The organism is Kocuria sp. CPCC 205263, from assembly GCF_040981075.1.
GTDB classification, from domain to species: Bacteria; Actinomycetota; Actinomycetes; order Actinomycetales; family Micrococcaceae; genus Kocuria; species Kocuria rosea.
On record NZ_JAVKPV010000010.1, the window covers coordinates 1 to 14,808 of the forward strand.

General features: G+C 66.7%; 16 protein-coding genes. 9 read left to right on the forward strand and 7 right to left on the reverse strand.

Annotated features, from left to right (window positions below; translation table 11 throughout):
* Positions 1 to 133: 133 nt before the first annotated feature.
* Positions 134 to 2,659 carry a hypothetical protein gene (locus RF647_RS14755; RefSeq protein WP_368812362.1) on the forward strand — a complete coding sequence of 842 codons (2,526 nt, stop codon included), beginning with the start codon at positions 134 to 136 and terminating at the stop codon, positions 2,657 to 2,659.
* Positions 2,659 to 4,161, forward strand: coding sequence for a hypothetical protein (locus RF647_RS14760; RefSeq protein WP_368812363.1), 1,503 nt, complete (start codon positions 2,659 to 2,661; stop codon positions 4,159 to 4,161). Before RF647_RS14755 ends, RF647_RS14760 begins: the two co-directional genes overlap by 1 nt.
* Before the next feature lie 21 nt (positions 4,162 to 4,182).
* Here RF647_RS14760 and RF647_RS14765 read toward each other — a convergent pair whose 3' ends face one another.
* Positions 4,183 to 4,632, reverse strand: a complete 450-nt coding sequence (locus tag RF647_RS14765) for a restriction endonuclease (RefSeq protein WP_368812364.1) — start codon at positions 4,630 to 4,632, stop codon at positions 4,183 to 4,185.
* Positions 4,633 to 4,840: 208 nt separating this feature from the next.
* Between RF647_RS14765 and RF647_RS14770 the strand changes: the two genes are divergently transcribed.
* On the forward strand, positions 4,841 to 5,185 hold the full coding sequence (locus RF647_RS14770; protein WP_368812365.1) for a hypothetical protein: 345 nt from the start codon (positions 4,841 to 4,843) through the stop codon (positions 5,183 to 5,185).
* A 173-nt stretch (positions 5,186 to 5,358) separates the two neighbouring features.
* Positions 5,359 to 5,676: an Lsr2 family protein gene (locus RF647_RS14775; RefSeq protein WP_368812366.1), complete on the forward strand. Its 318-nt coding sequence runs from the start codon at positions 5,359 to 5,361 to the stop codon at positions 5,674 to 5,676.
* A 463-nt stretch (positions 5,677 to 6,139) separates the two neighbouring features.
* Here RF647_RS14775 and RF647_RS14780 read toward each other — a convergent pair whose 3' ends face one another.
* Entirely contained in the window at positions 6,140 to 6,490 is a 351-nt protein-coding gene (locus RF647_RS14780; protein WP_368812367.1) for a hypothetical protein, read from the reverse strand.
* A gap of 78 nt (positions 6,491 to 6,568) precedes the next feature.
* The gene (locus RF647_RS14785; RefSeq protein ID WP_368812368.1) at positions 6,569 to 7,258 is read right to left on the reverse strand and encodes a ParA family protein; all 690 of its coding nucleotides are present in this window, start codon (positions 7,256 to 7,258) and stop codon (positions 6,569 to 6,571) included.
* 193 nt (positions 7,259 to 7,451) lie between these two features.
* On the opposite strand from RF647_RS14785, the gene RF647_RS14790 reads away from it, so the two are divergent.
* Positions 7,452 to 7,817, forward strand: coding sequence for a hypothetical protein (locus RF647_RS14790; RefSeq protein ID WP_368812369.1), 366 nt, complete (start codon positions 7,452 to 7,454; stop codon positions 7,815 to 7,817).
* Positions 7,818 to 8,291: 474 nt separating this feature from the next.
* On the opposite strand, the gene RF647_RS14795 is transcribed toward RF647_RS14790, so the two are convergent.
* Positions 8,292 to 8,765 (reverse strand): DUF4383 domain-containing protein, encoded by a 474-nt coding sequence (locus RF647_RS14795; RefSeq protein WP_368812370.1) that lies wholly within the window; start codon positions 8,763 to 8,765, stop codon positions 8,292 to 8,294.
* A 370-nt stretch (positions 8,766 to 9,135) separates the two neighbouring features.
* Positions 9,136 to 9,705, reverse strand: coding sequence for a hypothetical protein (locus RF647_RS14800; RefSeq protein WP_368812371.1), 570 nt, complete (start codon positions 9,703 to 9,705; stop codon positions 9,136 to 9,138).
* 327 nt (positions 9,706 to 10,032) lie between these two features.
* Here RF647_RS14800 and RF647_RS14805 point away from each other — a divergent pair, with 327 nt between their 5' ends.
* The 4 genes from RF647_RS14805 (at position 10,033) to RF647_RS14820 (ending at position 12,393) form a co-directional block, all read left to right on the forward strand.
* A complete protein-coding gene (locus tag RF647_RS14805) occupies positions 10,033 to 10,548 on the forward strand; it encodes a hypothetical protein (protein WP_368812372.1) in 516 nt (171 codons plus the stop codon).
* Between the two features lie 361 nt (positions 10,549 to 10,909).
* Positions 10,910 to 11,116 (forward strand): cold-shock protein, encoded by a 207-nt coding sequence (locus tag RF647_RS14810; protein WP_368812373.1) that lies wholly within the window; start codon positions 10,910 to 10,912, stop codon positions 11,114 to 11,116.
* A gap of 348 nt (positions 11,117 to 11,464) precedes the next feature.
* Positions 11,465 to 12,100 (forward strand): AAA family ATPase, encoded by a 636-nt coding sequence (locus RF647_RS14815; RefSeq protein WP_368812374.1) that lies wholly within the window; start codon positions 11,465 to 11,467, stop codon positions 12,098 to 12,100.
* Positions 12,094 to 12,393, forward strand: a complete 300-nt coding sequence (locus tag RF647_RS14820; protein ID WP_368812375.1) for a hypothetical protein — start codon at positions 12,094 to 12,096, stop codon at positions 12,391 to 12,393. The genes RF647_RS14815 and RF647_RS14820 overlap by 7 nt, the downstream gene beginning before the upstream one ends.
* Positions 12,394 to 12,971: 578 nt before the next feature.
* Here RF647_RS14820 and RF647_RS14825 read toward each other — a convergent pair.
* Both RF647_RS14825 and RF647_RS14830 read right to left on the reverse strand, forming a co-directional pair.
* Positions 12,972 to 14,234, reverse strand: coding sequence for a Y-family DNA polymerase (locus RF647_RS14825; RefSeq protein ID WP_368812376.1), 1,263 nt, complete (start codon positions 14,232 to 14,234; stop codon positions 12,972 to 12,974).
* 10 nt (positions 14,235 to 14,244) lie between these two features.
* On the reverse strand, positions 14,245 to 14,685 hold the full coding sequence (locus tag RF647_RS14830) for a LexA family protein (protein ID WP_368812377.1): 441 nt from the start codon (positions 14,683 to 14,685) through the stop codon (positions 14,245 to 14,247).
* Positions 14,686 to 14,808: the final 123 nt, after the last annotated feature.

The following is a 14,808-nucleotide window of genomic DNA, read 5'->3' on the forward strand; positions in this document are numbered from 1 at the left end:
GAAGCGGTTCCTAGACAGCTCCACTTCACAACCGGAGGTCCTCACCTGTCAGCCCGACTCACCGCCGCGAGGCGGCACAACCTCCCTGGACATCACACCTAGGCCGCAGGCGGTGCGACGGGCCGATGCCAAGGTGTCCCGCGACCTCACTCGTGCTGCACTGGAGACTGCTCACCGCGCAGCCCTTGAGGACGGTGCCAGTACGTTCGTGACGTCGTTGTCCATGCCGTTTTTCGGCCTGCCGGAGGACAAGGCGGAGCAGGCCACCGACGTCCTGCCGGACTTCGCCGTCGTCGCCCCCCGCCAGAACAACGGCACGATCGTCGGCAGCTGGTTGGTGATGGGGGATGCCAAGGACTATGAACGGGTACGTTCTCGGATCGGGGACAACCGTCTGCTCAAGGGCTTCCTCCAAGTCGCCCTCGGGGCCGAGGCCGCGGAGCACTGGGCTGAGCTTCCCGCCGGCATGGTCGTGCACGAGAAGGGTGTGCTGGCGGTTCCCCGCAATTCTTTCCTGCAGCCCACCATCGTCGCCGAAGAGCTCGGCGACCATCGCCGGGAGGTCCGGGCCCGGGTCGCCGAGCGGGTGGCTCTGCTGGCGACGGCCGAGCCCCCGGTCAGCCATTCGTCGTCGTCCTTTGCTTCCTCCGCCGGTTCTGCCGCCTCGGCGTCCCCGTCGGAGGTTCCCGAGGATGTCCTGGTGGAGTGGGTCAATCACATCGAGGCGGTCTTCGATCCGCGCAGCTGTTCGACGTGTTCGCTGTTCAACCTGTGCCGGGACCAGCTGCGCGCAAGCGAGGACCCGGAGTCGTTGCTGGTGGAGCTGGGGATCGCCGCCGAGGATCGCCCGGCGCTGATCGGGCTCCTCGACGGAAGTGAGACAGTCGGGGCCCACGTCTCCCAGCGCCTAGCCGACGTCGTCCGGGCCACCCGCAGCGGCCACCCGGTCCGCACCGGCCGTCTGCGCGCCGACCCGGTCGGGGAGCCGGGGACCGTCGACGTCGTGATGGCGAAATCCGACTCCGCCACCCTGGGCATCCACGGCATGGCCCTGCGCGCCACCGATCCGGCCGGGAACACCACCCCGTGGTCGAACTACACCTTCTCCAACCCGCAGGCGCCCGACACCCGCCGGCACGTGATGCGGCTGCTGGGCGAACAACTCGCCCGGGTCATGACACCGGCTGACCCGACCACCGGTCTCGCAGCACCGATCCACCTCATCGTCCCGGACTCCCCCACCGCGGACCTGCTGGTGTCGGTCGCCGATTCGCTGGCGGGCATCGAGATCAACCGGCTGCGCTGGGCCCGGGACCTTCAGGCAGGCCGCACTCCCCTGACCTACGACGGCGAACCCGTGGACATGCCTGAGCCCCTGGACGAGGCGGGGCGCCTGGCGGTGAGCTTCCTGCTCGAGGAGGACCGTGCGCGCGCCTTCGTCAGCCGCACCCCAGTCGTGGCGCTCCGCGACGTGCTGGCCTTCCACCTGGTCCCCGGGGGGCCCCTGGTCGATGCCGGGCGCCTGGACCTGCTGACCGCCTGGGCCAGTGCCCACCCCGGGACGCCCATCGATCACCGTGCTGTGGCCGACGCCATCGCGGCCAGCCCGCACACCCCGGGGGCCCGGCTGACCAACGCCACCTCCGATGCCATCCACCGGGCCATGCCCAAGCCCGGCCGTTCGGGGAGGATGCTGCGGACCTCCCCGGAGTACCGGCGCCTGGTCACCGAGGAGCTGCACTACAAGACGACCGTGTTTGAGCAGGCGGTCGAGGCCCTGAGTGTCATTCCGGCCTCGGCAACCCAGGCCCTCCGGGAGTCTTTCGAGGGAAGCGCCCAGGCGGTGTGGCGGCGTCGCCTGGAGTACCGCGCCAACGACCTGGTCCGCTTCGGGCGCACCACCCGGATCTGGCGCAACAACCAGGTGGAGCTCTTCGACAGCGACACCCAAGCCGATCGGCTATGCACCCTCCTGGCCGATACCTGCGTGGCCACCGACGCCGCCCACGACGCCGGCGTCCGCGATGTCGCCTCCGCCCGGGTGGTCGCCACGCACCCCCTGCAGCTGGAGGTCGCTTCGCGCCGCATCAGCGAGGGCACGACGGCAATGGCCCTGCACGTCAACGGCCGGGCCTGCATCGAACACGACACCATTCAGCTCAAGGAGCAGAAGGGCTCCGTGCAGCTGCTGGGGATGCCCACCGGTGTCTTCGAGCCCACCGACGAGGAGGAGGATCCGAGCTGGTACTGGACGGCCCCCCTCGATCTCGAGCCCTTCGCCGGGGAGCCAGTCCGTGAAGGCATGGAGCTGTTGTTGCTGCTGGACGTCGACATCAAGAAAAGGCCCGTCGGGGCGGTCAACATCGACCGACCGGCCGTCGATGCCTCCAATGCCCCGAAAGCCAGCTGCACCGATGACAGCTACTACGCGGACCCCGAGCACCACGGCTTCTGCTGCCAGAACCACGAGGCCCGTGAGGCTGCAGTGTCGGACTTCTTCGCCGAGCAGCGCGCGCAAGGCTTGATGAACCCGGAAGTCTGGCCGCCGCTGGTGGACACCGATGGCTTCGACGTCGCCGCTACCACCCAACCGGCCGCCGCCACGGTCGACCAGACTGGGCGCCCCCCTGCTGACCTCACGATGGATGACCTCGACTGATGCTGACGATCACCGACATCCGCACCCCCCAGTCACCCGCCGACGGGGATTCGCTGCATCACTCGGAGGCGGCGCTGTTCAACCAACAGGTCGCCGACACGGCCGAGACGGCCATGTTCGACGCCCTCGACGGCAGGACGGACACCGAGTGCATCCTGCTGAAAGCCGCTGCTGGCGCCGGCAAGAGCCACGTCCTCAAACAGCTCGTCCGCTCCGCGGTGCACCATCCCGGGACCCGGCGGGTGGGAATCACGGCGTTCACCAACAACCAGATCCTGCCCCTGGCCCAGGACCTCGGCGACTCCCTGGGCCGGCACCAGGTGTGCCTGCTGGTCTCCAGCAAGCGCATCGACAGCGTCCCGGAGGCCATCCACCAGTCCTGTACCGTGGTCGCCTCCGCCAAGGACGTGCCCCATGACGCGAAGGTCATCGTGGCCACCTCCCACATGTACAAATGGGTGGGCCGTCACCTCAAGAACGCTCTGCTCGCCGATCCCGAGGAGGAGTCCCTCTTCGACGTGCTCTTCGTCGATGAGGCCTGGCAGATGGCCCACTACCTCTACGACGGGGTGAAACGCCTCGCCCCTTTGAGCATCGGGGTCGGCGACGTCGGTCAGCTGCCCCCACTGGACGGAACCGCCAACCCGTGGCGCGGTGATGAGCAGTACAATCCCTACCGGGCATGGCCCACCGACTACGAGCACCTCGACACCACCGTCACCCTGAGCCTGCCCTCGGTCTGGCGCCCAACCGCCGCACAACTCCCCCTGTGGAAGGCCTTCTACCCCGAGTGGAAAACCCTCACCTGTGTGGCCGGCCCCGGAGACCGGTCCCTGGAGGTGCGCGATGTCGCCCCGGACGCCCGCACCGTCTGGGAACAGGTCGGCACCGGTGAACCCACCCTCCTGGAGATCTCCGGCCTGCCGGACGCCGAAGCGGCCGACATCGACCTACCGATGATCCAAGTGCTGGAGCGGCTGCTCGAAGAACTGCTCACCGACGAGGGCTTCACCCTGCGCACCACGAAGTACGACGGGCAGGGCCAGCCCACGAAACTAAACCTGATCTCACTCGCGAGTCCTGGAGATGACCCGCTGGTCGCCGTCCTGGCCACCCGGAACCAGGCCGTCGACGACGCCAAGGACATGGTGGCCCGTCTCGTCAAGAAGCTCGACTTGCCGGAAAACCTCATCGTGGCCTCCACCGTGGATTCGTGGCAGGGACAGACCAACGCCCTCACCGTCGCCATCCACCCCCTGTCAGGGGCCTCCCGGCTGGACGCCTTCAACTCCGCGTTCGGGCGACTGGCCGTCACCTGCACCCGAGCAACACACGGACTTCTCATGGTGGCCCGCGACGGGGTCGACGACCTCCTGCAGAACTCCCCCGCTGTCCCCGGCACCCCCTTCGGGGAACCCGGCGTCAGATCACTGCCCCGCCAGACCCATACCAGGATCCTCGACACCTTCACCCGCATAAAAACCGAGGCCGACGGACAGTAGTGGCGTAGTTGTCGGATTTGTCTAAGCGACACGGACCCACGTTTGGTGGAGGTGGTCCCGTTGAAAGAGCGGGACGCCCCACTCCTGGCCACACTCCAAAGCCAAGGCGGTATAGCCCGACGTGGAGAAGAAGACGGCGCCCCATCCGCGATATTTGGAGTACAGCGTGAGATCCACCAGCTCCCGGATCGGTCCGGGGCCGATCGGTTGCTTGTGGTGCTTGACCTGGGCGATCGCGGTGGAGGAGAAGATGTCGACGCCTCCGTCGGGCCCGGGTGAGGTCAGCCGGGCGTCGGGGTATCCGTGGGTGCGCATCCACTGCTGGGCGCTGGCCTCGGCCTCCTGCCATGTGGCCATGCGGGGGCTTCCGGGGAGGTAGTACGTCTTGCCGGTGGAGCTGATGTAGGGATAGTGTCCCGGCCTGTGCTCGAGCGCTTTCTCGGCCGTGCTGGCAGACCAGTTGGGCGTCACCGGTGTGTGGCGCCTGTCTTCGGGTATGTAGTAGGTCTTTCCGCTGGAGCTGACATAGGTCCGATGCCCTGGTTTGGGCGGAGGGACGTCGCCGGTAGGGGCACTTGGTGTGGCTGTGGTGGCCTGCCCGTCGTCGGGCAAGTAGTAGGTCTTCCCGCTGGTGCTGATGTACGTGCGGTGTCCCGGTCTGTGCTGTGGCGCCTCACCGGTGGCTGAACTGAGCTTCGCAGAAGTGGTCCTGGCCGGAGGCCGGGGCCGCGTGGCCGGCGTGGAGTGGGAGGCCGCGGAGGTAGCAGTTGGGCTTTTCGAGGACGTCGCTGACGGAGACATGCTGGCGTGGCTTGAAGGTTGCGGCGAGGCAGAGTTGCCGCTTTGGCCGGTGGCAGCCACCGACACGATCAAAAGTACTAGGGAGACACCGAACACCCACAGGAAGGGAAAGTCGAGTGGGAAAAGCCAACTGGCGATCTCGATCACCAAGGACAGCGCCAGCGTGGCTAGTGAGCCAAGCATCACGAGGGCATGCAGACATCCCATCGATCCATCGTTCTGAGATCCTGCGGCCACGAGCCCTCCCCGTCTTTGCTGAAGCAATGAGGGTGAGCGTAGCGACGACATCAGCTCATGCCCGTCCGGCGCGCCTAGGATGCCCAGCTGTAAGAAGGCGTGACGTTCTTGAATCGGGCCAAGGGTGCGTAAGACCGGTGGCTGATCACCACAGGCGATATGCGGATCATTTTCGAAGACAACCTTGAGGGCGGTCCCGCTGAGGAGACCGTCCAGTTCGGTGTGGACGGCCGGCAGTACGAGATCGACCTCTCCACCGCTAATGCGGAGAAGCTGCGGGAGGCCCTGCGCCCCTTCGCTACTGCTGGCCGGCGGGCCCAGGGCAAGACCGCCCGGACCACCGGGGCCCGTTCCTCCACTGGTGGTAACCCGGAGACGGCGAAGATCCGGGCCTGGGCGAACGCGAACGGGTACGAGGTCTCCGACCGCGGCCGCATTCACCAGTCCGTCAAGGACGCCTACTACGCCGCCCAGTAGACCCCCAACTCCCCCACCGGACAGCAGGCGGCCGTCCGGGCGTTCTGTGACGGCGGGCCCGGTGCTGGCCGACCACCGCTGTGGCATCGCAGTGGAACGCCTCGGGGCAGGGCTCGAGCACGGGGACCGTCACCATGGCTTCCCCGCACGATGAGCAGCCGGTGACGGGCTGACGGTCCGTGTCCGGTACGGCGCCGCTGGGACGCCCCGCGTCCAGCCTGGACAGCGCTGGTCGTCCCTTTGGCCCCCTACAACCGATCCCGCTGGGGGTTGGCCCTGGCTCCTTGCGGAAGGTGCGCGGGCGCCCGCGTCGATCGACGACCAACGGGACCACCTGCCCCATCCCACCGCCTGTCCAAAGAATGAGGAACCCGGCCCACCAGCACCGGTGAGCCGGGTTCCTTCCTCGCCGACCATGGGAAGGCCGCCCGCAGCCGCACCCCTCCCCTACCGGGGCCGAGGGTTATCGGTTGAGCTGTTGGGCGTAGGCGCGCACCGCGTTCTCGATCACCGCTCTCGCGGTGCCGTCGTGCTCGGTGTGCTCTTCGATCAGATCGGAGACGTCCTGGGCCACCCGCACCCCGAGCTGGATCGTGGGTTCCCGGCGCGGCCGGCCCCACCCACGCTTGGGCGCGGTCACCGGGGGCTGCGCCGCCGGTGCCGCTTGCACCGGCAGGGACGACACCTGCGGTGTCGCGGGCTGGGGTGAGGTAGCGCGTGGGGGTGTGTAGTCCACCGGGTCGATGTGCTCATCCGGTGCCGGGCGGGGCCGGCGGCGGGCCAGTGAGGCGGGGCGCTCGGGCTGCTCGGTCATCGCAGCACCTTCTTCGCGATCGCGGTGTACGCCTCCAGCACCCGGGCGCCCTTGCGGTATTGGCCGTACCACTCCCCTTCAGATCCGCACCTCCTGGACGATGGCCCGGTCCGGAACCAACGGCTCCAGGAACAACCCGGTAGCGCGCAGCTCTTCGAGGCCGGCCACCGCCGCGCGGCTCATGATCGTTTCCTTCACCCCACCGACGACGATGCCGGCCTCGGTCAGGGTGTCCGGGGCACCCAGCTGCTGGCGGTGCCGGCGGAACTGGGCGACCGGCGCCGGGCCCCGTCCACCTGCGTCGATGCCATCACTGGTAGCGGTGGCGGCGTAGACCACGGTGTCCGCCGCGTTCAACGCCGACAGCGTCAACGGCCCACCCTGCCGGTTCGGGCAGTCAATGACCATCACATCCGCCTGCAGACCGGTCAGGGAGACCAACAGCGGCAGCTCCGCGTGATCGGCCCGGTCGGCCTCGCGGTTGGAGACGTTGCGGGCCGAGGGAATGACCCGGAGGTTGGGGTGCCACCCGCTGGGCACCGCGAGGTCCTCGGCCCAGCCTTCAGGGTTCTCATCGCCCAGGATCGCTCCGACATGCATTCCTTCCGCCGTGGGCTCCACCCCGAACCACTTGGAGGAGGCCGCACGGGGGTCGAGGTCGATGAGCACGACTTGGCGCCTCTCGGCGGCGGCGACCATTGCTAGGGAGACGGCGGTGGTGGTCTTGGTGACTCCGCCGGCGGCCGCTGCTGGCATCGTGCCGACCATGTTCACCGCCGCGCCAGGAGTTGTGCTGCCCCGGGACAGCTGCGGTGAAATCCCTGTCCACGTCATCGCGGGAAGGGAAGGTCATACTCAGCCTTCCCTGCGCCTGCCGGGCTCGAGTGTTCCTGAAGGTGGGTAGCGTAATTCGGGCGGACGCCCTGGGATTCGCGCACTGCACCGATGAAGGGATGAAAAGATGGGCGCCCCACAGGACTTCGGATTCCAGTACAACGATGCCACCAAGCTGACCAAGGAGGATTTCCAGCACCTCATGAAGGCCGAGCCGGAGAAGTACCCGGAACATCTACAGATCGCGAGGTCCCTGGATCAATGGGTCCAGACCGTGAAGAAGCAAAAGGCCTCCGGCGAGGTGAACAGCCTGGACCAGCAGCGCCTTGAAAGCTTGCTGGTCGCACTCCCCGAGGTCGCCACGGCCATGCGACAAGGACACTTCCTGCCCGGCAAGCAGCACCGGACTCCCACGGAGGCAGAGCTGGAGAACGCAGAGCGCGCGGCGGACGCCAAGCTCAAAGCGGCTTACGAGGAAGGCTACAACGGCTGACGGAAGCCAACACCTGCGGTGTTGCGAAGGATTGACCTCTACCGCGCCGGTAGCGCTCTCAAAAGTCTTTGCCGGATAGTCGCCAGCGCGATTGGTGGTGATGGCCGCGGCCGGCGAAACGGCGATGGCCAGCGAGGGCATGACGTTATGTCCACGGGCCGGACTCGTAGAACTGGGGGCCGCCCACCCCCTGCGCTCACGCAGAAGACCCCGCACCCATGATGCGGGTGCGGGGTCTTCCGCCTGCTGCCGCCAAGTGGACCAGGCCGGGATCCTCAGTCGCAGCCCACCCCCCTCGCCGTCGCAGCCCGGTGAAGGACCGTGGCCGGACTGGTCGACATGGACCAGGGGCTTCAGCGGCCCGCCACGATGTGGGAATCGATACCGCTGGCGGGCATCTCTGCGATGTCAGGAGCCCGGTGCGAGCACAGCGAGTGGTTGCTGCACCACCTGTCACCCCTACAGGCCCAGTGATCAGTAGGCCGGGCCGGAGGTGATGCGGGTGGGCCCGCCGTGGGTATCCCGGCGCAGGAAGGACAGACCCACCATGGTCACACCCAGCACCAGGTGCAGCCAGTTGTCGGCGTCGTTGAGGGGCACGAAGTTGGCCTGCGAGTTCTGACCCACGAGCAACCCGTAGATCCACAGCACAAGATAGACCGCCCCGCCCCAGCGCAGATAGTTCCGCGCCCCGGAACCAGTTCGGGCCAGGACGATTCCAGTGATGCCGTAGAGCAGGTGGACGATGTTGTGCAGCCAGGAGACCTGGAAGATGCCCATCAGCATCGCCTCGGAGTGGTGACCGGCGGCCATCAGCTGGTCGTAGTTCGTGGTGATCCCCGGGATGAACCCGGCCAGACCCACGAGCAGGAACACGGCCCCGTAGAGCAGGGCCGCGATCTGGACCGGTGAGCGGTGAGAGGTGGACCGGTCGGTGGGAACAGTCATGATCTTTCCTCGTTTCGATCGTGGCGGACACGGCCCCCGAACAGGGACATCGCAACAACGAACAAGCACTGACCAACGCTGCAAAGCATGCTTACAGTACCCAGCCTAGGCAGTCGCCAAGCCTCGGCCCAAACATTTCTCCACCTGATCAGCACCCCTCACGATGCTTCACACTCGTGCCGTGGCGGAAGGCATCACCCACGCAGAAAGCCGGACACCACCCCTGGTCCGGCTTTCTGTATTTCCCGCACGGCGCTCACCAACGCCTCGGAAAGCCCTGTTCGACGATGCTCCCCGCGCGGGCCACCGCGGGCAGGAGATGCCGGTACCGGCGGAAGCGCCCCTGAAGCAAGCTCACCCCCTGGGGTGCTCAGCTGATCCAGGCGCGCTGGGCCGGGGACCAGAACACCACCCCGGCCCCGTACTCGGCCAACTCCTCGCGGATCTGCTCATCGGTCATCGCCGAAGACCCGGACAGGGAATGGAAGTCCTGGCGCGCCACCGCACTCCGGGAGGCGGCGTAGAAACGCTCGGTCTCCTGGGCGAACCTTGCGGTGAGCTCTGCTTCAGCCAGCAGGGCGATGGCCACCAGCTCCCGGTCGTAGCCGACCTCATAGAGGCGGCCGCCGATGACCTCCTGGTAGCTCAGCCCGGCCCGGGTGAAGTCCCCGATCCACGCCTCCACCTGCTCCTCGCGCACCCGGCGTTCCTCCTCGGTGTCGCCCATGACCGTCAATTGCTCCGGTTCCCCGTCGCCCTCGGTGACCACCGCGACGACGATGCCCTCCAGCAGCAGTTCCAGGCACTGGGCCGGATCCGCTCCGGGATAGGCCTCCTGGGTGGCGGTGTAGGCACCCAGCACGTAGCCCGTGGTGGCCGGGACGGGCCGCAACGTGGCCGGCAGCAGGCGGATCGGGATCGTGCTGTGCGTGAGTGTCATCGGTTCTTCCGGGATGCGGGGCGGCAGGGACAGTCCCTAGTCTCGGCCACCGCCGCGCTGATCCGGCGACAGCGCGGCCCAGCCCCCGGTGCCCGGCGCGTCACCGCGCAGGGGCAGCTGAGCACCGCATCCCTCCATGAGCACCAAGCGGGCACCGGGCCAGTGGCCCGGCCGTGCCCGAGGCGAGGACTCACCAGCGGCCCAGAAGCGGCGCCGCAGGCTCGGCGGGGCGTCATCTTCCCGACCTCGCCACACCGGCACCCCGCCCCTGGGGGCGGGCACGTGAAAGGCTGTCCCCATCCCCGCCACTGCCCCACGGAAGTACCCATGAGCGCTATCACCCCACCCGCCGCAACCGCCCCCGCGGTGGACGAGGTCCCGGTCGTGGACTCCTTCGCCGTCGCGGCCCATCTGCGCATGACCGCCACGGGCACCCGCGCGCGGCTGAGTGTGGTCCTGCCCACCGAGACGACGGCCACCCCCGCTACTCTGGTGCCGGCGTTGCTGAGCCTGGGACAACAAGTCCTCACCGACTACCGGCTCACCGGACACGAGCTGCCCGAGGTTCAGGTCACCGCCGTGGAGCGGGTGGAGACCGTACCGGCCACCGCCCGGGCGACCGGCTTCACCGTGCGCGTCACCAACGACCTGAAGGCCAGGCGCTCCTGGCTCGTGGTGGACTCGGACCTGCAGCTGGGCAACGACGGCGGAGTGCTGCTGATCGCGGCCACCCTCTTCGCCGGGGCCGAGCACCTGCTCGAGTCCCAGGACTCCCCCATCGACCGGCACACCCCAGCGAAGCGCCGGCCACCCCGGCGCCGGGGCCCGCGCGCCCGGCGCTGACCCGCGCCCGACCCAACCCCAGCACCTCAACGCCTTTCACCCCGCCACACCCTGCCCGGGCTACCCCGTCACGACCCCGCCCAGGGCCCCGACCCCTCCCCCGCCACCCGGTGCAGTCCCTGAGACCGGGCCGGCGAGCCGGTCGGAGAGCCGGTTGGAGACCACACGTCCGGTCAGCACAGCGCTCAGCGCGGCATCACCGCCACCCCCGAGGGCAGGGTGGCCCATGGGTCGCAATGCGATCAGCCCCTGTCCGGGGACGGGCCTTTCTGCCAGGGTGGACAGCGTACGTCCCTGACGTGCACGAGCCCTCGAACCTCGGGAGGCTCGAGAGATCGCAGAACAGAAGCAGGTAGAAGATATGACTACTGGTGTGGTCAAGTGGTTCAACGCCGACAAGGGCTTCGGCTTCATCACCCCTGACGACGGCTCCAAGGACGTGTTCGCCCACTACTCCGCCATCGCCTCCAGCGGGTTCCGCTCCCTCAACGAAGGCGACCACGTGGAGTTCGAGACCCAGGAGGGCCCCAAGGGCCCCCAGGCGGCGAACGTCACCGTCCTCCCCTAGCACGCACCGATCTCGCTGCGCAGATCCCCTGTAGCACGCCCAGAGGCTGCGCTACTGCTGCATGAAGTCGCCACCCCGCCTGAAGGTGAGGTGGCGACTTCATTGTCCTTATAGACCTGGGTCCGCACACGACTCGCAGCCAGCTCTGCCGGTCCGGGCATGCCCTGAGGATGCGCCTACGTACGGGTTGGGCCCGATTACGGCCCCATGGACCACGATTGAGCCCTCACTGACCGGCGTCCAGCCACATAATGCCCATACTGGTACCACACAAGTACCACACCACTAAGACTAATGCGGTACCACACCAGTACCAGTGTGGCGTCACATTGGTGTTAGTGTGGTGCCATGATCATTGTCTTTGGGCATCAGAAGGGCGGAACGGGCAAGTCGACTCTTACCGTCAACATGGCCGTTGAGCTGCAGCGACAGGGGAAGGACGTGCTGCTGGTCGACGCAGACCCGACGATCCGCACGACCTCGAACTTCACTACTGACCGAGAGGAAGCCGGGCTCCCCTCGTTGCAGTCCGTGCAGAAGTCGGGATCACTGCATAAGTTTTTGGAGGAGTTCCGACCCAAGTTCGATCACATCCTGGTCGACGTCCCCGGCAAGGACTCCAAAGAGATGCGTACAGCACTAACTGCTGCGGACATGCTGATCAGCCCTACGCGCGCCACCCAAGCCGACCTTGACGCCGTGGCCGGCCTCTTGGAGACGGTCGAAGGGGCCCAAGACTTCAACGAGGGCCTCAAATCAATGCTGGTCCTCAACTTCGTCTCCTCCAACGTGTTCACCAAGGAACGAGAGGAAGCGCAGTCGTACCTCGAGGACTTCCCTCGAGTGCGCCTTGCTCAGACCGTGTTGCATCAGCGCAAGGCTTTCGCTGACTGCCTGGCCGACGGCAAGGGGGTCGTAGAGATGCGCGATGCCAAGGCCAAGGCCGAAATTCAACTGCTGACCCAGGAGGTCTTCGCATGGTGAGGAAACGTGGACCGATTGCCTCCAATCGAGAGGAAGAGATCGAGCGGTTTGCAGCAGCAGCCGAACGCTCGGGTTCGGACACTCCCGATCAGGGACCACCCTTAAAGCCGTGGAAGCGGCGGGCGCGGAATGGAGCCAAGGTGAAGGGGTACAACTTCCGGTTTAACAACACCCAGCATGCCTTGCTCAATTACGCCGCCGAAGCTGAAGATACCTCCCAGCAGAAGTTGATCGAAGAGCTCGTATGGCCCGTGCTTGAGGAGCGCTACGGCCAAAACGTGCCGATAAAATAGTCTCTCGCACACCACATTGGTGTGGTATTGGTACTACACCAGTACCATATAAGTACCAGCATGGTGCCGTGTCGGCAGTTGCCGGCACGGCATCTTCATGCCCAAATGCTGCCGTGGAAACTTCTCAGCAGAAGTTGATTGAAGAGCTCGTATGGCCCCTGCTTGAGGAGCGCCCCGGTTACACAGAACTTCTCGAGCGTTGCCCTTTGCACCACACTGGTGTGGTGTTAGTACTACACCAGTACCGCCATGGTATTGCGCCGGCTGCCGTTGGTGCGACACCTTCATGCCTAGATATCGCCGCGGGGTCCCACTGGACTCGCGAACCGTCGTCGCCACTCAGTCAAAGGCTGCGAAGTGACAGCTCCTGCAAATACATGATGCGAGATCACCCGTCGTGTTAAAGCGAAGGAACCGTCATCCACAATTGGTACCACACTGGTACCACATCGGCGTGGCACCAGTGTGGTACCCACTCCGTGTCAGGGACCCTGGGGTACTTCGGGAAATCGCCTGCGCCAAAGAGCATGTGGTGGATGCCGCGCCTCGACGCAGTGCCGGAGGAGGTGAGCTACCGATTAGCTGACGGTGCGTAGTTCGTCCCAGTCGGTGGTGTACCTGGGGGAGAGGTCGGCTTGGTGGTTGGTCCAGGGGGCGGGGGAGTAGGCGCCGGAGCGGCCCAGGGCGAGGGTGCCGGTGCCGAAGCGACGGTTCACCGCGTCAATGAGCTCCCCGATCGGGACCGGCTGCTCGAGCACACCGGGTAGGACAGGCACCGAACCCTCAGGGGCGAGGTCCGTGCACAGGATTCCGGCGCGCATGTAGGACATGCCATGCATCAGTTTGGGCACCAGCCCCGCCCGGGCCGCGGCCACCAGGGGAGTGGGCTCGTTGGTGGGCACGGCCAGACGCACCTGGGCGGAGACGTTGTGGCTGGGTCCGGGCCGGTGCGGGGAGGTGGTGGCGAAGACGGTGAGGCGCCCGGCGACCGTTCCTTCCTTCCGGAGCCGGCGGGAGGCGCGCTGGGCGAACTCGGCCACCGCGGCCCCGACGATCTCCGGGTCATAAATCGGGTCCGGGAACGACCGGGAGACCAGGATCTGCTGCTTGGTCGCCACCTCGTCCTCCACCGGGATGGCGGGGAAGCCGTTGAGCTCGAGCACGGTGCGCATCTGCACCACAGAAAACGTGTCCCGGACGGCCACCGGGTCCACATCGCGCAGCTGCGCCATCGTCTCGATCCCCATCGCCTCCAGGCGCTTGGCCAATCGTCCCGCAATGCCCCAGACCTCGGTGACCGGCAGCACCGCCATGAGCCGGTCCCAGTACCCCTCCGGGGCCTCGTCCCAGTGGACCACCCCACCCGTGGCCGGTAGCTTCTTCGCGGCCTCGGTGGCGATCTTCGCCCGCGTCTTCGAACTCGCGATCCCGATGCTCACCGGCAGCCCGACGTTGCGGGCCACGGTGGCCTGCAGCCGGCGCGCCCACCGCACCTGCTCCGCCGGGGCGCCCTCCGGAGGAAGCAGGAAGCACTCGTCGATGGAGTACACCTCCTGCCCCAGGCTGTGGCGGGCCAACAGCAGCATCACGCGTTCGGACAAATCCGCATAGAGCTGGTAGTTGGAGGAGCGCTTGATCAGCCCCCACCGGGCCGCGTCGGCGCGCAGCTGGAACCAGGGATCCCCCATCTTGATCCCCAGAGCCTTGGCTTCGGGGGAGCGGGCGACGACACAGCCGTCGTTGTTGGAGAGCACCACCAGCGGCTTACCCGCCAGGGAAGGCTCGAAGAGCGCCTCACAGGAGGCGTAGAAATTGTTCACGTCCACCAGGGCGATCACCACACACCACCGCCTACCGGTACTTCTGCTGGTTGATGTGGCGGATGCCGTAGACCACCACACCCCAGACCACCAGCTCGCTCAAGGAGGGGACTTCCACGTCCGGGTAGGCCGGGTTCTCCGGGTGCAACACCACCCGATCGGGGTGGACGTGCAGGGTCTTGATGGTGAAGTCCCCGTCGAGTACGGCGATCACCACGCTGCCGTGCCGTGGGGTCAGGGAACGATCCACGAGCACCTCGTCCCCGGAATAGATACCGACGCCTTCCATGGAGTCCCCGGTCACGCGGAAGAGGTAGGTGGAGGTCACGTCCCGGATCAGCACCTCGTTGAGGTCGATCCGCCCGTCGTCGAAGCTGTCCTGAGCGGGGGAGGGGAAGCCGGCCGGGACCCGGACCAGGACCGCATTCACCAGCACCGGGTCGTCAATGCTCAGCGGCACGGGGGGTCTCATACCGCCAGAATAGAACATGGTTACTAATTGCGATTGCTGATGTGCCTGCTACTAGTAAATGTATTCGTTTGTGTTGGTTCGGTTGCCTCCGAAGTTCGGCAACGGCGACGACCCCTGGAAGAG